Origin of the sequence: Phaeobacter italicus (assembly GCF_019801785.1) — a bacterium.
Taxonomy (GTDB): Bacteria; Pseudomonadota; Alphaproteobacteria; order Rhodobacterales; family Rhodobacteraceae; genus Phaeobacter; species Phaeobacter italicus.
On the sequence record NZ_JAHVIJ010000001.1, the window covers coordinates 300,846 to 321,734 of the forward strand.

Consider the following 20,889-nt stretch of genomic DNA (forward strand, 5'->3'; position numbering starts at 1 on the left):
CCCGGGAAAGCTATGATTGTTTCGGAACGAATTGGGTAACTCCGGAAACAGATTTGATGAGCATTAGAATCGCCTTTCTGGCCAGCCGCGCACCGGTGGCGCAGACTGCAAAAACCGCGATGGTTTCCCGATATGGAAATGTGGCCAAGGAAGAGGCAGAGGTTATCGTGGCCCTTGGCGGTGACGGCTTCATGCTGGACACGCTGCATGACACCATCGATCTGGATGCTCCGGTTTATGGAATGAACCGCGGAACCATCGGCTTTCTGATGAATGAATATAGCGAAAGCGGCCTGATCGCGCGGTTGGAGGCGGCGGAAGAAGAAATCATCAATCCGCTGTCGATGCGTGCGATGGATGCAGAGGGGCGGGTGCATCGGGCGCTTGCAATCAACGAAGTGTCATTGCTGCGGGCGGGTCCACAGGCGGCCAAGCTGAAGATTTCCGTGGATGACCGGGAGCGTATGGCAGAATTGGTCTGCGACGGGGCCTTGGTGTCTACGCCTGCGGGGTCTACCGCCTATAACTACTCCGCTCATGGGCCGATCCTGCCCATCGGGTCGGATGTTCTGGCATTGACGGCGATTGCGGCATTTCGTCCGCGACGCTGGCGCGGGGCCTTGCTCCCCAGCAATGCGACCGTGCGTTTTGATGTTCTGGAACCTGACAAGCGGCCGGTGATGGCGGATGCGGATTCTGTTTCCTTCCCGAATGTGGTGCGCGTTGAAATCTCGACCCAGAAAAAGATCCGCCACAAGATCCTTTTTGATCCTGGCCACGGGCTGGAAGAACGGCTGATTTCCGAACAGTTCACCTGATAACCACTTGGGGATTTAGGGGCTTTTCAGGTTTTTGGTGACAAAACGGCCAATTTGTGCGATATTTGAACTCTAGAACAGGCCGATGCCAGCGGTGACAGCCAAAGGGCATTGCGTCTCCACAACGTGAGGCGCCGCGATCTACCGGGATGGCCATCGGCCACTTATTTTAAAGCACCTACGTTTTTACATGAACCGGACTGCGCCCCCTTATCGGGGACGTCGTTTTCACCCAAATTGCGGCCTCTGCCGGGGTTCTGAGGTCGCGTGGCTTTGGGGATGTTTGTGAACGAGTTTCCGGTTGTTTCGGAAAGTCCGGGGGCGGCGCGGCCGATCCCCGGGTTTTCGTGCAGCCCTATCTGAAGTCTGCCGTCAGTGAAGACGGTTCGCTGCGCATCTGCGATGCGGCAGCGACCTTTCAGCGTGTATCACCCCGGTTGGTTTCATTTCTCGGGCGGGACTGTCGGATATGGGCCAGGGGCTCAGGCAGGGCGCGGTCACGCGCGGTCGGCCATCTTCTCCCACAGGACATCACACATGCGCCCGATTCGTGATTCGATGGCTTGGCAGGCATCGACGGCCAGATCTTCGCGCCAGCGCGGGGCGGCAATCTGTACGTTGATGGGCTGTGGTCCGTTGGGCAGCTCTGCCAATCGGGCCGGAACGGAGGCCGCAGGCAGGCCGAGGAAATTCATCGCATAGGAATAGACCGCGCAGCCCAAGACCTCATGCACGCCCTCAGCCCCTTCTGTATCGCGATCTGGCTTGAAGAAGGGCTGTGGCAGGAAAGGGGTCAGAACCAGCGGGTAATCCTGCATGAACAGGGACCATTCGCGCGCGTAATGTGTGCGCTTGGCCATCATCTGCAGCAGTTCCTGACCGGCGAAGGGGGGGAATTCCTCGAAGTAGACCGAAAAGATGTCACGCACGGTCTGGGAGCCGGCCGCGTCGATATCGGACTTCATCAGCGCATAGACTTCACCCATCAAGGCGCGGTAGCCCGTCCGCCCTGCATCGAAGACATCTGGCAGCTGGATCTCCTCAACCAGATAGCCCGCATCCACGAGCGCTGCGCGGGCGTCTTCCAGCGCGGCGTCCACCTGAGGGTGGAGGTCATAGCCATAGGTCTCTTTGGAAAAGGCAACCCGGATAGGCCCAGCGACGGCATCACCGCGCCACGGCATCGGAACATGAAACGGATCACGCGGATCGGTCGCGATCAGACTGGGCATCGCCAGATGCAGATCCTGCGCTGTGCGGGTGATGAGGCCCTGCACAGACATGTTCTGCGCCAGAATGCCCCGTTCGGCGGACTGACTGGGGTTCCATGCAGGCACACGCCCCAGGCCCGGTTTTACCGTGACAGCCCCGTTTGCGGCGGCCGGAAACCGGAGAGAGCCGCCAATATCATTCCCGTGGGCCAGCGCACCAATCCCCGCCATCACGGCCGCACCAGCACCACCGGAGGAGCCGCCGGGAGAGATGTGCCGGCCCCACGGATTATGGGTGCGGCCATGGAGCGGGTTGTCGGTATCTGCGCGAAAGGAAAACTCGGGCGTATTGGTACGGCCAATGACGACTGCGCCCGCATCCTGCAGGTTCTTTACCACCGGCGCATCATCTGGCGCGATCAGATCCTTTAGTGCACTGACGCCATTTGAGGTCGCATGTCCGGCCTGATCAATGTTGATCTTGATGGTGACGGGAACACCGTGCAGGGGGCCGGGCGTGGCGCCATCTTTGCGCGCCAAATCGAGCTTTCGGGCGCGTTCCAATGCCTCGCTGCTCAGGTCCTCCACGACGGCGTTCAGGTCGGGATTGATCTCTGCCATGCGTTTAATGGAGGCGGTAACAGCATCCTCTGCCGTCAGATCCCCTGCGCGTGTCCGTGCTGCCAGATCTGTCCCGCTCAGGCGCCAAATTTCGGTCTCTGTCATGATGATGCCTCCCTGATGGCAGGGTAGGCGGGCAAGTCAGAGTTGCAAGAGAAACCGGGCGGCACAAACGGCAAAAAACAGGCTCCGCCTTGCGGGGAGCCTGCAGTTGGTGGGGAGGATAAGAGGGATTACTGTTTTGCGTAGCCAAGGCCCTGCAGCGCGGTGGTGATCTCGTCGAGGATCGCGGGATCATCAATGGTCGCGGGCATCTTCCACGGGGTGCCATCTGCGATGTTCACCATCGTGCCGCGCAGGATCTTGCCAGAGCGGGTCTTGGGCAGGCGATCAACAACACAGGCCAGTTTGAACGCAGCCACCGGCCCGATTTTTTCGCGCACCAGTTTGACGACCTGTGAAACGACATCCTCATGGGCGGTTTCGCAGCCTGAGTTGAGGCAAAGAAAGCCCACAGGCATCTGCCCCTTGAGACTGTCAGAAACACCGATCACTGCGCATTCGGCGACATCGGGGTGCCCTGCAAGCACTTCCTCCATCGCGCCGGTGGACAGGCGATGACCTGCGACGTTGATGACATCATCGGTGCGCGCCATGATGTAGAGATAACCATCCTCGTCCTTCATGCCCGCATCGCCCGTTTCGTAATATCCGGGAAAGGTGTTGAGGTAGCTATTCTTGAACCGCTCTTCGGCGTTCCACAGGGTCGGCAGGGTGCCCGGCGGCAGCGGCAGTTTCACCGCAATCGCGCCCAGTTCACCGGCCGCGACCGGGTTGCCGCCCTCATCAAGGATCTCCACGTCGTAACCGGGCATTGGCACGGCAGGAGAGCCGAGTTTGGTCGGCAGTTCCTCGATTCCCAAGGGGTTTGCCGCAATCGACCAGCCGGTTTCTGTCTGCCACCAGTGGTCGACCACAGGCACCTGCAACTGTTCCTGCGCCCAGGTGATGGTGTCGGGATCCGCGCGCTCCCCCGCCAGATACACCTGCTCAAGGCAGCTGAGGTCGTATTTCTTGACGTATTCGCCCTTGGGGTCCTCGCGTTTGACGGCGCGGAAGGCGGTGGGGGCGGTGAAGAAGCTCTTGACCTTATGTTCCGAGATCACCCGCCAGAAGGTGCCCGCGTCGGGCGTGCCCACGGGCTTGCCCTCGAACACGATGGTGGTGTTGCCATGAATGAGCGGCCCGTAGCAGATATAGCTGTGGCCCACGACCCAGCCCACATCGGACGCGGCCCAGAACACATCGCCGGGATCGACGTTGTAGATGTTCTTCATGGTCCAGTTCAGCGCCACCAACTGACCCGCGGTGTGACGGATCACCCCCTTGGGCTGGCCCGTGGTGCCAGAGGTGTAGAGGATATAAGAGGGGTGGTTGCCCTCGACCGGGACACATTCGGCAGGCTCCACGCCATACTGAAAACCGTGCCAGTTCACATCGCGGCCCGGCACCAGCTCTGCGACTTCCTGTTCGCGTTGGAAGATCACGCAGAAGTCGGGCTTGTGGGTGGCGAGGTCGATCGCGCCATCCAGCAGCGGTTTGTAGTGCACCGTGCGGCCCGGCTCCAAACCGCAGGAGGCAGCGATGATCGCCTTGGGCTTGGCGTCGTCGATCCGCACGGCCAGTTCGTTTGCGGCAAATCCACCAAAGACCACCGAGTGCACCGCGCCAAGGCGGGCGCAGGCGAGCATCGCCTCAAGGGCCTCTGGGATCATCGGCATGTAGATGATGACCCGGTCACCTTTTTCAACACCTTTTGCGCGCAGGGCACCGGCCAAGGTGGCGACGCGATTGCGCAATTCGACGTAGGAGATTTCACGCTTGGTCTGGGTGATGGGACTGTCGTAAATGATCGCGGTCTGCTCTCCGCGGCCCTGTTCGACGTGGCGGTCAACAGCGTTGTAGCAGGTGTTGACCTTGGCATCGGCGAACCATTCGTAGAGGCCATCGCCTTTGTCGGTCAGGGCCTTTGTCGGGGCGCTGTCCCAGCTGATTGCCTTGGCTGCTTCCATCCAGAACTGTTCGGGGTTGGCTTTCCAGCTCTCATAGACCTCAGAATACGACATGGTTCCTCCTCCTCGTCCTTGAGCCGAGTTAGGACCATGGCGCGGGATCGGGCAAGCTCCGGAAGGGACGTCGCGTCAGATTGGCGCAATTTATTTGCAGAATTTGACGTTTCAGCCTTGCAAAGTTTTGCAAACCACCTCGGTTAGCGCAAGTTTACAGCAAGACGGGGCAGAGTTTGCAAACTCCGCCCCGATTGATTGGCAAACCAGACAGCTGCGCCTCTTCACTGTGTACAGCCTGTGATTCTGCGCTGTTCGCGCCCCGAAACGCGCCTAGCCGTAGTGGGCCACAGGCGTTCCTGCGATGGCAGCCATGTTCAACAGGCCACGCGCGGTGATCGAAGGGGAAACGATATGGGCGCGGTTGCCCATGCCCATCAGGATTGGGCCGACTTCCAGCCCACCGGCGCGCATTTTCAGGATGTTGCGCACACCGCTTGCGGCGTCTGCGTGGGCAAAGATCAGCACATTTGCCTCGCCATCCAGACGAGAGTTCGGGAAGATACGTGCGCGAAGCTCCGGGTCCAGGGCGGTGTCGATGTTCATTTCGCCTTCGTAGACGAAATCCCGTGGCTTATCGTCGAGGATCTTTAGCGCGGCACGCAGGCGGGCGCCGGAATCACAGGTGGTGTTGCCAAACTGGGATTGCGAGCAAAGCGCAATGCGCGGCTCCAGGCCAAAGCGGCGGACGTGGCGCGCCGCACCAAGAACGGTCTGGGCGATCTGTTCTGGTGTGGGCTCGATCCGGACATGGGTGTCGCCAATGAAGAGGGGGCCATCTTCGAGGATCATCATCGACAGCGCGCCGTGGGGTTCATAAGTGCCGCCACCAAGAACCTGCTGCACGTAGTTCATATGCCAGCGGTATTCCCCAAACGTGCCACAGATCAGACTGTCGGCTTCGCCGCGATGCACCATGATGGCGCCAATGGCCGTGGTGTTGGTGCGCATGATCGCCTTGGCGAGGTCAGGGGTCACCCCATCGCGCTGCATCAAGCGGTGATAGCTGGTCCAGTAGTCATAGTAACGTGGGTCGTTTTCCGGGTTCACGATCTGGAAATCCGTGCCGGGACGGATGTGCAGGCCCAACCGTTCACAACGCTTTTCGATGACCTCGGGGCGGCCAATCAGGATCGGCGTTTCGGTTGTCTCTTCAAGGATACCCTGCGCTGTGCGCAGAACGCGCTCGTCCTCGCCCTCGGCAAAGACGATGCGGCGGGCTGCCGCCTTGGCCGATTCAAATACCGGCTTCATGAGAAGGGCGGATTTGAAAACCGTTTCATTCAGCTTGGCGCGATAGGCGTCCAGATTGTCGATCGGGCGGGTGGCAACACCACTGTCCATCGCGGCCTTTGCAACAGCCGAGGATACGACACCGACAAGGCGTGGATCAAAAGGCTTGGGGATCAGGTAATCAGCCCCGAAGTTCAGCTGTTCGCCCTGATACGCAGCGGCCGCTTCGGCCGAGGTGGTCATGCGGGCCATCTCTGCGATGCCTTCGACACAGGCAATCTGCATCTCGTCGTTGATTTCGGTTGCCCCCACATCCAGCGCGCCCCGGAAGATGAAGGGGAAGCAAAGGACGTTGTTGACCTGATTGGGAAAATCGCTGCGGCCGGTGGCGATAATGGCATCCGGCGCGACCTCGCGGGCGACGTCGGGCAGGATTTCCGGGTTGGGATTGGCCAGGGCAAAGATGATGGGCCGTTTGGTCATCTTGGCGACCATTTCGGGTTTCAGAACATTTGGTCCCGACAAGCCAAGGAACAGATCCGCGCCATCAATCACCTCATCCAGAGTGCGCAGATCGGTGTTTTGCGCAAACGCGGCCTTGTGCGGGTTCATGTCCTCGGTGCGCCCCTCGTAGACAAGACCATGCAGGTCACACAGCCAGATGTTTTCCCGCTTCACGCCAAGTTTCACGAGCATGTTGAGGCAGGCGATACCCGCCGCGCCGCCGCCGGTCGACACGATCTTGATATCTTCGAATTTCTTGCCCGCAACATGAAGAGCGTTCTTTGCAGCCGCGCCGACAACAATTGCGGTGCCGTGCTGGTCGTCGTGGAAAACCGGGATGTTCATCCGCTCGCGACAGATTTTCTCGACGATGAAACAATCAGGTGCCTTGATGTCTTCAAGATTGATGGCACCGAAGGTGGGCTCCAACGCGCAGACGATTTCGGCCAATTTTTCGGGGTCGGCTTCATCCAGTTCGATGTCGAAACAGTCGATCCCGGCAAAGTTCTTGAACAGAACGGCCTTGCCTTCCATGACCGGTTTGGAGGCCAGCGCGCCAATATTTCCAAGACCCAGAACCGCAGAGCCGTTGGTGACAACTGCCACCAGATTGCCGCGCGAGGTGTATCTTGCTGCGTCAGCCGGGTCCGATTTGATCTCGATACAGGCCTCCGCCACACCCGGGGAATAGGCCCGCGCCAGATCGCGGCCATTGGCCATCGGTTTTGTGGCTCGGATCTCCAGCTTACCGGGGTTCGGATAAGCGTGATAATGCAACGCCGCTTCGCGCAGGGTTTGGGTATCGGATTTGGGGTTTTTGGTCATTGGAATGAATGTCCTCAGGGGCTCCAGAGACTTTAGTTTAGTGTTAAACGACTTTTTACGTCAGGGAAACCACCGATTGCGACACGCGTGATCCTGGGATGGCGTGGATCTGGGTGCAGGCGGTTACCCGCCGCGAGGGCATGGCAGAAATTGCAGATGCAGGGCTTCACCTTCCCCCCGTGCTATCGTTATTCTGCGTCATCTTGACCAGATGATCAAAAATCGGGGAATCGCCATGAGCCTGAAAGACGCCGCAGCCGCCGTACGCGAAAACGCGCACGCACCCTATTCCAACTTCAAGGTCGGCGCAGCCATCCGTGCGGCCTCTGGCAAGGTCTATGTCGGCTGCAATGTTGAAAACGTCGCCTATCCAGAAGGCACCTGTGCCGAAGCCGGGGCAATTGCCGCAATGGTGGCGGCAGGTGAAACCAAGCTGGAAGCCGCCTATGTGATCGCTGATTGCCCAAGCCCCATTCCGCCCTGTGGCGGCTGCCGCCAGAAACTGGCCGAATTCGGTGCGGCCGATGCCGAGGTGACGCTGGCCACCACGGATGGGGCCGAACAGGTCACCACGATTGGGGCGCTGCTGCCGGGTGCCTTTGGTGCGGACCACATGGAGCGGAGCTGAGCCATGGACGCACGCGCCATCATCGCTGCTCTGCGGCTGGGAAAGACACCAAGCGACGCTGAGATGCGCTGGTTTGCCGAAGGTTTGGCAAATGGGCAGGTCAGCGACGCGCAGGCAGGTGCCTTTGCGATGGCAGTCTGCTTGCAGGGGTTGGACGTAGAGGCACGCCGTGCCCTCACGCTGGCCATGCGGGACAGTGGCGATGTGTTGCAATGGGATCTGGATGGTCCCGTCCTCGACAAGCATTCCACCGGCGGTGTCGGGGATTGCGTGTCGCTTCTGCTGGCACCTGCGCTGGCAGAATGCGGGGCTTATGTCCCGATGATCTCTGGCCGCGGTCTGGGCCACACGGGCGGAACGCTAGATAAGATGGAGGCGATCCCGGGCGTCAGCACACAGGTATCGCAGGATGCACTGCAGGCGATGATGCGCGATGTGGGCTGTGCGATCGTGGGCGCAACTGCGCAGATCGCCCCGGCCGACAAGCGGCTTTATGCGATCCGGGATGTGACAGCCACAGTCGAGAGCCTTGATCTGATCACTGCTTCGATCCTGTCCAAGAAGCTCGCCGCCGGGACGGATGCGCTGGTGCTTGATGTTAAGCTTGGCAGCGGAGCGTTCATGAAAACACGCGCCGAGGCTGAAGCATTGGCGCGCAGTCTGAGCGAGACCGCAAATGCGGCAGGTTGCAGAACCTCTGCATTGATCACGGACATGAACCAGCCGCTGGCCCCGGCGCTTGGCAATGCGCTTGAGGTGGCCGAGGTCATGCGCATCCTGACCGGGCAGGGGGGGCGCGACAGCGCCTTGGCGCGATTGACCGAAGTCCAAGGTGGTATCCTGCTTGCCCATGGTGGCCTTGCCTTGGATCCCGAAGACGGGGCCGCGAAAATTCGCGCAGCAATTGCCAGCGGTGCGGTGGCGGACAGGTTTGCGCGCATGGTGGCCGCGATGGGCGGACCTGCGGATTTTGCGACCACATGGCAGAGCGTCCTGCCAGAGGCCCCGGTCAGGCGCCCTGTTCTGGCCGAAACGGCGGGCTATGTCTCCGCAATCGAAGGTGAGGCGCTTGGTCTTGCCGTTGTCCGTCTTGGAGGCGGTCGCATGGTCGAAAGCGATATCGTGGATCCGGCTGTCGGCCTTGCCGAGTTGGCGCCACTGGGGGCACAGCTGTCCCGAGGTGGGGTGATCGGCGTCGTCCATGCCGCTGACGAGGCTGCAGCCGACATCGCAGAGAAAAGCCTGCGGGCAGCCTATACGCTGTCGCAAACGGCTCCGGTCGTGCCTCCGCTCATCCATGAGAGGATTTCCTGATGGCCCGTGCCTTTCTTGTCGTGATGGATTCCGTGGGCATCGGTGGTGCCCCTGATGCAGGGCAGTATTTCAACGGCGACTTGCCCGATCTGGGCGCCAATACACTGGCGCACATTGCCCAAGCCTGTGCGGCTGGACTGGCCGAGGAGGGGCGCAGTGGCCCTTTGCGGTTGCCGACCCTTGATGCGCTTGGGCTGGGGGCGGCTGTGGCGCAGGCTTCTGCAGTGCCCTGTCCCGAGCTCGGCGCAGGCAAACGGGCGCCGATGGGCCGTTGGGGTGCCGCGGTTGAGCAGAGCCGGGGCAAGGACACGCCGTCTGGCCATTGGGAACTGGCGGGCCTGCCGGTGCCGTGGGACTGGTGTTATTTTCCTGACAAGACGCCTGCCTTTCCAGACGATCTGGTCGCGCATGTCTGCAATGCGGCCGGAACCGATGCGATCCTTGGCAATTGTCACGCCTCGGGCACTGCGATCATCGCAGAACACGGCGCAGCGCATATGAAGAGCGGCCAGCCGATCTGTTATACCTCTGCGGATAGTGTCTTTCAGATCGCGGCCCATGAAGAAACATTTGGCCTTGAGCGGTTGCTGGCGCTTTGTGAGGCGGTGGCGCCTTACCTGCATGCGATGAAGGTTGGCCGGGTGATCGCGCGCCCCTTTGTCGGTGACGCCGAAAGCGGCTTTAGCCGCACGACGAACCGGCGCGATTATGCGATTACACCGCCGGCTCCGATCCTGACCAACTGGGTGCAGGACGCGGGGCGCACCGTCCACGGCATTGGCAAGATTGGTGACATCTTCTCCATGCAGGGGATTGATACCCTCGCCAAGGGAGACGACGCCACCCTGATGGCGCATCTCCATGACGCCGTAGAACAGGCCGAAGAGGGCAGCCTGACCTTCGCCAATTTCGTCGAATTCGACAGCCTGTACGGCCACCGCCGCGACATTTCGGGCTATGCTCGCGCGTTGGAGTGGTTTGACGCCGAGATTGCGGCGCTGTTGCCGAAGCTGCGCGAGGGCGATCTTTTGGTTCTTACTGCAGATCACGGCAACGATCCCTCTTGGCCGGGCACCGATCACACCCGTGAACAGGTTCCTGTCCTGATGGCAGGCAGGGGCAGCGGGCCTTTGGGACGTCTGGGTTTTGTCGATGTGGCCGCAACCGTTGCTGCGCATTTGGAGGTGCCGTCTGCCGGGCCTGGCTGTTCGGTGCTTTGATCGGGCCTGACGCCGCAGGTTTCCCCGCAGAGATCCGCAGATTTGCCGAAAATTTCGGCAGATCTGCCTTGCCCCTCTGTGGCCCCAAGGACTATGAGAGTTTGATTTTGCCTGAAAGGAGCGCCCTATGTCCGAACATCTGACCGTAGTCGATCATCCGCTGGTGCAGCACAAGCTGACCCTGATGCGCGACAAGGGCACATCGACTGCCGGGTTCCGCCGTCTGCTGCGTGAAATCACCCAGCTGCTGGCCTATGAGATCACCCGCGAGATGCCGCTGACCACCACCACCATCGACACGCCGATGGAAGAAATGGAAGCGCCGATCCTGGCGGGCAAGAAGCTGGCTCTGGTTTCGATCCTGCGCGCAGGCAACGGTATGCTTGATGGCGTTCTGGAACTGATCCCGTCTGCGCGTGTGGGCTTTGTCGGTCTGTACCGCGACGAGGAAACACTGCAGCCGGTTCAATACTACTTCAAGGCGCCTGAGGGTCTGAAGGATCGCACTGTCATCGCTGTTGACCCGATGCTTGCCACCGGCAACAGCTCGGCCGCTGCGATTGACCTGCTGAAAGAGGCCGGCGCAAATGATATCCGCTTCCTCTGCTTGCTGGCGTCCCCTGAAGGTGTCGCGCTGATGAAAGAAAAGCACCCGGACGTGCCGATCGTGACGGCCTCTCTGGATCGTCAGCTGAACGAAAAGGGCTACATTCTGCCCGGTCTCGGCGACGCAGGCGACCGGATGTTCGGCACCAAGTAATGCGGTGCCAGCGGTTCGCGGGATCTGCCGTTGGCCAACGGTGCTGCGAACCACTGACGCTCGGCATTTGATATTGTGGGCGCTCCGGGATCGGGGCGCCTTTTTTCGTGACGGGCCGTCCGGCCAACTGCCTTTGCACTGGATGCGGGCCCTTGTCCGACAGCGTGCAGGATCCCACTGACTTCTTTCATAAATTCCCAGAGCGTCAGCTTTACTAAGAAATCGTTTTCGGGCATCCTGCCGCCATATATTGTGGGGCCTTCTGATGATGCTTACTAGAATTATTGCAAGTGCATTGCTCGCCGCAGCAGGATTTGCTGCATTTGGAGCGGGCTCTGCGGCGGCCCAGTCGGCCCGGGAAGCCGCCACTCCGGCAGAGTTCCCGCCTGCCTCCTTTTCCGGCAAGCAATATGTCGATAGCCGTGGTTGCGTGTTTATTCGGGCAGGGATTGACGGCAATGTCACGTGGATTCCGCGAGTGACGCGCAGTCGCAAGCAGCTCTGTGGGTTCCAGCCGACCCAGATTGCAGCCGATGACGCCGCGCCAAAGGCTGTGATCCCACCAACCGCAGAGTTGATCACTCTGCCCGAAGGGCAGCGTGCCAATGATCCGGTCGTGGCTGATGGAGCCAGCGTTGCGCCGTCAGAACCCGTGCCAACGCCCACAGCACCCCGCGTGGTGACGACAACGAAGCCCCAGCGCGAACCGGCACGGGTGGCAAAACCCATTCCCGTCCGCACCGCAAAGGCAAGCCCGCGACGCCCACGCCCTGCCTATAACGACGCCTATCGCCGGGATGACGTGCCGCTGACGATCCTCACGCCGAACTGGTCGTCTGGCCCTTGCGAAGGCGCGTCTGAGCTGAGCCGTCAGTACATCAACCGCGGCAGCGGAGTCCGTTGCGGCCCGCAGGACGGTTTTGCTGGCGGGTATGGCGCGCTGGATGCGAACACGCGGGTGATGCCCAAACATGTTTACGAAGAAAGACAGCTGAGCCGTGGCCTGTCGGTGCCGGATGGCTACCGCAAGGTCTGGGAGGATGACCGCCTTAACCCACGCCGGGCAGAGATGTCTTTGCGCCAATTAGAGGTGCAATCAGGCCGTCAGGCGGTGGTTGTCGAGAGCGGTGATGCTGTATCCGGCGCGTCCGGGCAAATCTGGACCCGCAGCGTTCCGCGCCAAGGCATAAAGCAACCTGTCAATCGCCCGGTGGTCCGTCTGTCCGAGAGCCGGGTGAGCGCGGGCGATCAGGATCAGCTGGTCACGCGGCTTTCGACCCGCTCCTCTCCGGAGGACGGGCAGGCGCCGGTGGTTGCGCAGCAAAAGTATGTGCGGGCTGCAACCGTCTCAGATTGGGCCAAGGCAGAGGCCGTCGCGCAGTCGCTGCGCAAACATGGTCTGCCTGTTCGCTTGGGCAAGGTTGAACGTGCAGGCGTCACCCATCAGGTGGTGCTGGCGGGTCCCTTCGCCGGTCCTGCAGCAGCAGAGGCCGCGCTCGCCAAGGTCCGCGCTGCCGGATATGCGGGCGCACGGATCAGCAGGTGAGCTCGTTCCTGTAAGGTGCCACGGATAAAATGAAAAACGCGCCGTTCAGGGCGCGTTTTTTTGTACAGAGGTGAGGAGGTTCAGCTGCAGATATTTTGCAGTTGCACCCAATCACGATCATTTAGAACTGGCTCCAGATCTCGCCCCGCCATCGGATCCGCTTCGATCAGACCGAGGGTCGTCTCGCCTGTGATGTCCTGTGCATATGCATAGGGTGTCGAGGGGACAGCTGCGCGGCCGAATTCTGCCAGGATGGCTTCTTCGGTGGGCATGGGGCGCGGAGCGGTCACCACAGTTTCTGCGTATCGGTCAAGGGTGGCCCGGGTCATCTCGCCCGTGGTGAGCATCCGAAATGTCGCGCGAATACCGCCGGCAGAAAGGAGATCAGCAAGCGGATCCTGTTCAGCAGCCCGGACCCGTTCGACCAGAACCGCGCCGGCTGCAACAGCGGGGTCTTCGTGATCTTCCACGAAACTGCGGTTCAGTGCGACGATGCCACCGGGCAGATACAGGCTGCTTGCCACACCGCTTCGCAGGACAACAATCTGACGTACATCCAGGCGGTCCGCGAGGCGGGTCAGGATGGGGGCCGCTTCCGGCGTGTTGCAGGCTTGCCCTGACAGGCGCTCAATCCGTCCCAGCAGGGCCTGACCCAACGCCTTGCGCTTGATGTCTGGTACCACGTTGACGGTGTGCGACATCAGCGCGCCGGGCAGCCAAAAGACGGCGGCTGCGGCGAAAACGGCCAGGCCTGAGAGAAGTGTCGCGCTGCGCAGCCGTCCGGGGTGGGCGCGCGCGCGTGACAGCGCGGCCTGTAGCCTGTCGATCGCCTCCAGCATGGCGGTTTCATCTTCACCGATTTCCAGCGTTTCGTCTGGATCACCATAGGGGTGGAAAAGGGCAGGGTAGGCACCGGGGTTTTGTCGCTCCAGCGCGGCAAGAGACCAATGCGCGAGCGGGCGGTCATTCATGTCCGCAATGGTCAGCGTTGCATCGCCAACTGAAATGATCACGTCGCGCCGTTGCGCATCCGGACCCGGCCGCCACAGCGCCGCTGCTTCAAGTCGTTGGTATTCCCGCAATGCCGTCATCTATGAGAGGCGTCCTTACCGTTCAGAGTACAGCGCCCAAATAGCACGCCAGACCCGGCGTCAGCAATTGACTTCCGCCGGGTTTTTCGCGCGCTTCAATGCACTTGGAGCATTTATAGCTTGCGCGCGATGCTGCGCAGTTCAAATTTCTGGATTTTGCCGGTCGACGTCTTCGGAAGCTCTTGAAAGACGACCTTTTTCGGGGCTTTGAAGCCTGCGAGGGTTTCCCGGCTGAATGCAATCAGCGCTGCCTCATCCACGTCTTCTCCCGGTTTCAGTTCGACAAAGGCGCAGGGGACTTCCCCCCATTTGTCGTCAGGTTTTGCAACAACTGCCGCCAGGTTGACGGCCGGATGCGCCATGAGAACGCCCTCAACCTCCACAGAGGAGATGTTTTCGCCGCCGGAAATGATGATGTCCTTCGCCCGGTCGGCAATCTGGATATAACCGTCGGGGTGCTGCACGGCGATATCACCTGAATGGAAATAACCGCCCTTGAACGCCTCTTGCGTTGCGTCGGGGTTCTTCAGGTAACCCTTCATCACCGAATTGCCCCGCATCACGATCTCTCCTTGATCCTGACCGTTCATCGGGATCTGCGACATCGTTTCGTCCATGACGGTGATATGATCCATCATTGGAAAGGCCACACCCTGCCGCGCCTTGATCGTTGCGCGCCCTTGCTGGTCAAGATTGTCCCAGCTGCCCCCTTTCCATAGACATTCGGTGACGTGGCCATAGGTTTCCGTCAGCCCATAGACCTGCGTCACATGAAAGCCGAGTGCTTCGATCTTTTCCAGGGTGGCGGGCGCGGGCGGGGCGCCTGCGGTGAAGACTTCCACGGTGTGGTCGAAACTGCGTCGCTGGTCCTGCGGGGCGTTTACGATCATGTTGAGAACGATGGGCGCACCGCCGAAATGGGTGACCCCTTCGTCTGCGATGGCATCGTAGATGGCAGGGGCCGTGATGTCGCGGCAGCACACCAGCGTGCCGCCAAGAACCGGCATCATCCAGGTGTGGTTCCAGCCGTTGCAATGGAACAGCGGAACGATCGCCAGGTACTTTGGCTGCATGACCATCCGCCAAGAGATGACCGTTCCCATTGTCATCAGATAGGCGCCTCGGTGATGATAGACGACACCTTTGGGCCGTCCGGTTGTCCCGGAGGTATAATTCAGCGCAAGGCTTTCCCATTCGTCCTGGGGCATGATCCAGTCGAAATCATGAGACGCGGCAGACAGCACATCCTCATAGACCGGATGGCGGCCCGAAGCCGGATAACCGGCCTGCTCATCCGGTACTTCGATGATCAGGGGGCCTTGGCCCTCGCAGTCTTCTTTTGCCTGCTCTGCGAGCGACAGGAACTGGCTGTCGACCAGAACAATCTTTGCTTCACCGTGGTCAAAGATATAGGCCACCGTGCCCACGTCGAGGCGCGTGTTGATCGTATTCAGAACGCCACCGCAGGCAGGCACACCGAAATGGGCCTCTGCCTGCGCTGGAAGGTTGGGAATCAAGGTTGCGACCACATCGCCAGGGCGAACCCCCATACCCGCGAGCGCTGATGCCAGCCGGGTGCAACGGTCATAGTAGGCGGCATAGGTCTTGCGGTGCGAGCCGTAGACAACGGCGGGCACATCGGCAAAGACATGCGCCGCGCGGCGCAGATGCGACAGTGGTGTCAGCGGCACATAGTTTGCAGCGGTCTTCTCCAGACCCGTCTCATCTGCCATCCAGCCCATATCCTGCCCTCCCAAGATGATTCATGCGCGTTTTGTTCAAGATATTGCGCAAAGTTGCGCGCATTGAAAGATCTATGACATTATTGCAGCGCGAAGTCTCGGTTTTCATTGGTGGCAAAACCGCTTAGCTTGCGAACATGATCCTGTCGCCCGGCCGTTCTTATGTCTTTATTCACATCCCCAAGACGGGTGGGACAGCAATGGCGCTTGCGCTGGAAGAGCGGGCGATGGCCGATGACATGATGCTTGGCGACACCCCAAAGGCGAGCAAACGGCGGCGGCGACTACAGGGCGCGCAGGCGCGTGGTCGGCTGTGGAAACACTCGACGCTGGCAGATCTGGAGGGCCTCGTGCCGCAAACCCGGATGGAGCGGCTGTTTGCATTCACGTTGGTGCGCAACCCTTGGGACCGTGTGCTGAGCCTCTATCATTGGCTGCGAAAACAGAGCTTTGATCATCCGTCGATCCCACTGGCAAAGGCATTGACGTTTAACGAGTTCGCATCGCATCCGCGCATTTTGGCAAGCCTGCGTGCATCGCCCGCCGGATCGTACATGCAGACCTCGCAAGGACAGGAGCGCTGCGATCTGTTTATCCGGCTGGAGCAGTTTTCGCGCGATGCACAGCCACTGTTCGATCATCTGGGGTTTGATCTGACCTTACCCCGCGCCAATCAATCAGGCCGCCCGGCAGAGTGGCAGCCGCTCTATGACCAAAAGGCAAGAGACGCGGTTGCCGAGGCCTGCGCCGAAGATATCGCGCGATTTGAATACTCTTTTAACGATTCACCGATAGACCGGTAAGCGAGAGACGGAATCGCAGGGCAGACGGCGCATCGCCAAAACGGCCCATCGCCAGCCAATGCTGCGTATCCCTCTCCCGCATTTGGGCGTCAGGCCGATGTGCGGACGGGTAACTTGACGGGCTGCGCAGAAGGTGCAGCTGCCTTGGTGAAAGGGAAAACCGATGCTGGATTGGCTGCTGAAACGCAAGCTCTCTCCGATGGCCGAGGCTCTGGAAACAGAGTACCCGTTGGTCGCAGCCGGGCAGGGCGGTATCCTGTCAGGCACGCATGTGGCCTCGCATCTTGGCTGGCGCCCGATCGAGGCGCTGGCGGTTGGTGATCTTGCACTCACCTTTGACCACGGCATGCAGCCGATCGTCGAACTTCACCGCGAAACCCTGTTGCTGCGCCCGGGCCTTCCTGATCCGCTGCGCTGCCCCGTGTATATTCCACAGGATGCACTGAACAATCGCACCGCTCTTTGGGTCATGCCGGATCAGGGCGTCCTGATCGAAAGCGACATTGCCGACGTGGAGATGGGCGATCCCTTTGTTGTTGTTCCGGCCTGCGCACTGGAGGGGTATCGTGGCATTGCCCGCGCTGAACCTGAAACAAAGCTGGACATCGTGGTGCCGCGGTTTGCCCAGGATGAGGTGATCTATCTTGAGGCAGGCATGCTTGGCCTGAGCGTGACACCACGCGATATCCTGGCCTTTGACGCCACCGCCGAGAAAGAGCTTTACCCGATCTTGGATCCGCAGGTCGCGCGCGAGCTGGTCATTGACATGATCACGGAAGAAACGGCCTGGGCCAGCAGTCTGCCAATGGGGCCGGGTGGGCATGGCGCTGCGGAATACGCCGTGATGATCTGATCGCGCAAGCCAGATCCAGATATGCAAACCGCTCGGATGTCTGAGCGGTTTTTCGTTTTTTAATGAGGTGCCTATCGGGCGTTTCTCATGTTGGGATACGAAAAAAGCGACGCCCGCAGGCGCCGCTTCCCCATGTCAGGTATCGCTGTTTCAGGCAGCTTTTTCCGCGCCAGGATTGAACCGGCCGTAGAAGGTTTGACCCTTTTCCGCCATCTCGCGCAGCAGCGGCGGGCAGGCAAATCGCTCGCCATATTTTTTGCTCAGCTGATCGCAGCGCTCGGCAGCATAAGGCGTGCCGATGATGTCCAGCCAGCTCAGCGGGCCACCGGACCACGGCGCAAAGCCCCACGCCAGGATAGCGCCCACATCGCCCTCGCGGATGTCCATCAGAACGCCCTCTTCCAGCGCACGCACAGCTTCCAGAACCTGCGCGAACATCAGGCGTTCCTGGACCTCGATCAGGTCAGGCTGTTCATCGGCAAGCGGATATTTCTCCTGCATACCTTTCCAGTAGCCCTGACGCTTGCCCTTGTCGTCGTAGTCAAAGAACCCAGCGTTGGCCTTGCGGCCCAGACGGCCCTGTTCTTCCATCCAGAAGATCAGATCGTCAGCCGGGCTCTCAGGATAGGCATCCCCCATTGCGGCCTTGGTCGCGCGGGCGATCTTGGCGCCAAGATCAATGGACGTCTCGTCGGTCAGCTGGATCGGCCCAACCGGGAAACCCAACTGGCGTGCGGCATTGTCGATCAGCGCCGGTGTCACGCCTTCGGTGATCATGCGTGCGCCTTCGTTCACGTAAGGGATGATGCAACGGTTGCAGTAGAAGAAGCGCGCGTCATTCACCACGATCGGGGTCTTGCGGATCTGGCGGACATAATCCAGCGCCTTGGCCACCGCACGGTCGCCGGTCTCTTTCCCCTTGATGATCTCGACAAGGAACATCTTTTCCACCGGCGAGAAGAAGTGAATCCCGATGAACTGCTCAGGGCGCACCGAGGCTTCGGCCAGGCCGGTGATCGGCAGGGTCGAGGTGTTGGAGGCAAAGATGCAGTCTTCAGGGATGATCGCCTCAACCTTCTTGGTCATCTCGGCCTTTACACCCGGGTCCTCGAACACCGCTTCGATGATCAGGTCGCAGCCTTTCAGCTGTTCCAGATCGGGCGTCGCCGTGATGCGCGACAAGAGAGCGTCCTTCTTCTCTTCGGTCGCCTTGCCGCGCTTGATGCCCTTGTCCATGTAAGATGCGGAATAGGCCTTGCCCTTGTCGGCAGCGTCCTGATCACGGTCGATGAGAACGACCTCCATGCCCGCCTGTGCCGAAACCAGCGCGATGCCTGCACCCATCATGCCAGCACCCAGCACGCCGATTTTCTTTACCGACTGATCTTCGATACCTGCAGGGCGAACCGCGCCCTTTTCCAGCGCTTCCTTGTTGAGGAAGAGCGAACGGATCATCGCCTCGGAGGAGGGGTTCATCAGAACATGGGTGAACCAACGCGCCTCGATCTTCAGTGCGGTGTCAAAAGGCACGATCGCGCCCTCGTAAACCGCGCTCAGCAGCGCCTTGGCAGCAGGGAATGCCCCAAATGTCTTGCCGTGCACCATGGCAGCGGCACCGAGGAACGTCATGAAGCCCGACGGATGATAGGGCGCGCCGCCTGGCATCTTGTAGCCCTTTTGATCCCAGGGTTTGACGATGTCTGCATCCTTGGCTTCCAGAACCCAGGCACGGGCTGCGGCCAGCGGATCTTCGACCACCTCATCAATTAGCCCGGCAGACTTTGCTTTCTTGGGATCAACCAGCTTACCTTCCAACAGGAAGGGAGCAGCGGCCATGGCGCCCAACTTCCGCACCAGACGGGTCGTGCCGCCTGCGCCGGGGAAAATGCCGACCATGATTTCGGGCAGGCCGATCTTGGCTTTCGGGTTATCGGCCGCAAAAATACGGTGCGTGGACAGTGGCAGCTCCAGGCCAATTCCGACCGCCGTGCCGGGCAGGGCAGTGGCAATCGGCTTGCCGCCTTTATTGGTCTTCGCATCCATACCTGCCCGTTCGATCTTGCGCAGGCCCTCGTGCATTTTCATGATGCCTTCGAACAGACCGCGGGCCGGTTCGTCGCCTGCATCTTCTTTCATCTTCGCCAGCACGTTGAGGTCCATGCCACCGGCAAAGTCCTTCTTGCCAGAAGTGATCACGATGCCCTTGACTGCCTCGTCAGCAAGCGCGTCGTCGATCAGCCCGTCCAGATCCTGCATGGCCTGACCATTCAGGACGTTCATGGTTTTGCCCGGGCAGTCCCAGGTGATGATTGCGACGCCGTCGGCGTCTTTTTTCATTGTGAAATCAGACATATCTTTCTCTCCTGGCGCCTTTGTTACACACGTTCGATGATGGTCGCGGCACCCATGCCGGAGCCGATGCAAAGCGTCGCCAGACCGGTTTCACGGTCGCTGCGCTCCAGCTCGTCCAGCAGCGCGCCAAGGATCATTGCCCCGGTTGCCCCCAGCGGGTGGCCCATCGCGATGGAACCGCCGTTCACATTGACCTTGTCATGGTCCACGCCAAAGGCCTGCTCAAACCGCATCACGACGCTGGCAAAGGCTTCGTTGACCTCGAACAGATCGATGTCGCCAATCTCCATGCCGTTGTCGCGCAGGATCTTCTCGGTCACGGGGACGGGCCCGGTGAGCATGATGGTCGGATCTGTGCCGATCTTGGCGGTTGCCTTGATGCGCGCGCGCGGTTTCAGGCCCATCGCCTCGCCGAACTCCTTGTCGCCGATCAGGACCGCGGCGGCGCCATCCACGATCCCGGAAGAGTTGCCCGCGTGGTGGATATGGTTGATGCGCTCCAGATGCGGATATTTCAGCATCGCGATCTTGTCGAAACCGGGCATCTGTTCGCCCATCATCTGGAATGACGGGTTCAGGCCGCCGAGCGACTGCATGTCGGTGCCGGGGCGCATATATTCGTCGTGATCCAGAATGGTCAGCCCATTGATGTCGCGCACGGGCACGATGCTGCGGGCAAAGCGGTTGTCGTCCCACGCCGCCTTGGCCCGGCGTTGGGATTCGACAGCCATCTCATCGGCGGCATCGCGCGAAAAGCCGTATTCGGTTGCGATGATATCGGCAGAAATCCCTTGCGGAACAAAGTAGTTGTCAATCGCGATCGAGGGATCAACGGCGATTGCGCCCCCATCCATGCCCATGGGCACCCGGCTCATCGATTCCACACCACCTGCGATATAGGCATGACCGGCCCGGCCACGGACCTGGTTGGCGGCCATGTTCACGGCTTCCAGGCCAGAGGCACAGAACCGGTTGATCGACACGCCAGGGATCGATTCATCAAGATCAGAGGCCAGAACAGCAGTGCGCGCCAGGCAGGCGCCCTGTTCGCCAACCTGGGTCACATTGCCCCAGATGACGTCTTCGACAGCATGACCTTCGAGGTTGTTGCGGTCTTTCAGAGCATTGAGTGCAACAGCCGACAGGCGGGCGGCAGTGACTTCATGAAGGGAGCCGTCCTTGCGGCCCTTGCCGCGCGGCGTGCGGACGGCGTCATAGATGTAAGCTTCGGTCATCGGGGTC

15 protein-coding genes are annotated in these 20,889 nt (G+C 60.5%); 8 read left to right on the plus strand and 7 right to left on the minus strand.

Annotated features, from left to right (window positions below):
- Window positions 1–56: 56 nt before the first annotated feature.
- On the plus strand, window positions 57–818 hold the full coding sequence (locus KUV39_RS01435) for an NAD kinase (protein WP_008561605.1): 762 nt from the start codon (window positions 57–59) through the stop codon (window positions 816–818).
- 497 nt (window positions 819–1,315) lie between these two features.
- On the opposite strand, the gene KUV39_RS01440 is transcribed toward KUV39_RS01435, so the two are convergent.
- The 3 genes from KUV39_RS01440 to KUV39_RS01450 all read right to left on the minus strand — a co-directional run bounded on the left by KUV39_RS01440 (window position 1,316) and on the right by KUV39_RS01450 (window position 7,338).
- Window positions 1,316–2,755 (minus strand): amidase family protein, encoded by a 1,440-nt coding sequence (locus KUV39_RS01440; RefSeq protein ID WP_222458735.1) that lies wholly within the window; start codon window positions 2,753–2,755, stop codon window positions 1,316–1,318.
- Between the two features lie 128 nt (window positions 2,756–2,883).
- Window positions 2,884–4,776 (minus strand): propionate-CoA ligase PrpE, encoded by a 1,893-nt coding sequence (prpE, locus tag KUV39_RS01445; RefSeq protein ID WP_222458736.1) that lies wholly within the window; start codon window positions 4,774–4,776, stop codon window positions 2,884–2,886.
- Window positions 4,777–5,049: 273 nt separating this feature from the next.
- Window positions 5,050–7,338 (minus strand): NADP-dependent malic enzyme, encoded by a 2,289-nt coding sequence (locus KUV39_RS01450; RefSeq protein WP_222458737.1) that lies wholly within the window; start codon window positions 7,336–7,338, stop codon window positions 5,050–5,052.
- A gap of 211 nt (window positions 7,339–7,549) precedes the next feature.
- On the opposite strand from KUV39_RS01450, the gene KUV39_RS01455 reads away from it, so the two are divergent.
- The 5 genes from KUV39_RS01455 to KUV39_RS01475 all read left to right on the plus strand — a co-directional run bounded on the left by KUV39_RS01455 (window position 7,550) and on the right by KUV39_RS01475 (window position 12,806).
- Window positions 7,550–7,966: a cytidine deaminase gene (locus tag KUV39_RS01455; protein WP_008563178.1), complete on the plus strand. Its 417-nt coding sequence runs from the start codon at window positions 7,550–7,552 to the stop codon at window positions 7,964–7,966.
- Between the two features lie 3 nt (window positions 7,967–7,969).
- Window positions 7,970–9,280: a thymidine phosphorylase gene (locus KUV39_RS01460; protein ID WP_222458738.1), complete on the plus strand. Its 1,311-nt coding sequence runs from the start codon at window positions 7,970–7,972 to the stop codon at window positions 9,278–9,280.
- Window positions 9,280–10,500, plus strand: a complete 1,221-nt coding sequence (locus tag KUV39_RS01465; RefSeq protein WP_222458739.1) for a phosphopentomutase — start codon at window positions 9,280–9,282, stop codon at window positions 10,498–10,500. The genes KUV39_RS01460 and KUV39_RS01465 overlap by 1 nt, the downstream gene beginning before the upstream one ends.
- A gap of 127 nt (window positions 10,501–10,627) precedes the next feature.
- Window positions 10,628–11,260 (plus strand): uracil phosphoribosyltransferase, encoded by a 633-nt coding sequence (gene upp, locus KUV39_RS01470; RefSeq protein WP_008559490.1) that lies wholly within the window; start codon window positions 10,628–10,630, stop codon window positions 11,258–11,260.
- Between the two features lie 265 nt (window positions 11,261–11,525).
- Entirely contained in the window at window positions 11,526–12,806 is a 1,281-nt protein-coding gene (locus KUV39_RS01475; protein WP_222458740.1) for an SPOR domain-containing protein, read from the plus strand.
- Between the two features lie 80 nt (window positions 12,807–12,886).
- Here the strand turns inward: KUV39_RS01475 and KUV39_RS01480 are convergent, their stop codons facing one another.
- Both KUV39_RS01480 and KUV39_RS01485 read right to left on the minus strand, forming a co-directional pair.
- Window positions 12,887–13,897, minus strand: a complete 1,011-nt coding sequence (locus tag KUV39_RS01480) for a hypothetical protein (protein WP_222458741.1) — start codon at window positions 13,895–13,897, stop codon at window positions 12,887–12,889.
- A 113-nt stretch (window positions 13,898–14,010) separates the two neighbouring features.
- Window positions 14,011–15,639, minus strand: coding sequence for an AMP-binding protein (locus KUV39_RS01485; protein ID WP_222458742.1), 1,629 nt, complete (start codon window positions 15,637–15,639; stop codon window positions 14,011–14,013).
- A 137-nt stretch (window positions 15,640–15,776) separates the two neighbouring features.
- Between KUV39_RS01485 and KUV39_RS01490 the strand changes: the two genes are divergently transcribed.
- Window positions 15,777–16,442, plus strand: coding sequence for a sulfotransferase family 2 domain-containing protein (locus KUV39_RS01490; RefSeq protein WP_046210081.1), 666 nt, complete (start codon window positions 15,777–15,779; stop codon window positions 16,440–16,442).
- Between the two features lie 163 nt (window positions 16,443–16,605).
- Window positions 16,606–17,295 (plus strand): Hint domain-containing protein, encoded by a 690-nt coding sequence (locus KUV39_RS01495; RefSeq protein WP_222458743.1) that lies wholly within the window; start codon window positions 16,606–16,608, stop codon window positions 17,293–17,295.
- A gap of 150 nt (window positions 17,296–17,445) precedes the next feature.
- On the opposite strand, the gene KUV39_RS01500 is transcribed toward KUV39_RS01495, so the two are convergent.
- On the minus strand, window positions 17,446–19,647 hold the full coding sequence (locus tag KUV39_RS01500; RefSeq protein WP_222458744.1) for a 3-hydroxyacyl-CoA dehydrogenase NAD-binding domain-containing protein: 2,202 nt from the start codon (window positions 19,645–19,647) through the stop codon (window positions 17,446–17,448).
- A gap of 23 nt (window positions 19,648–19,670) precedes the next feature.
- Entirely contained in the window at window positions 19,671–20,882 is a 1,212-nt protein-coding gene (locus KUV39_RS01505) for an acetyl-CoA C-acetyltransferase (RefSeq protein WP_008562840.1), read from the minus strand.
- Window positions 20,883–20,889: the final 7 nt, after the last annotated feature.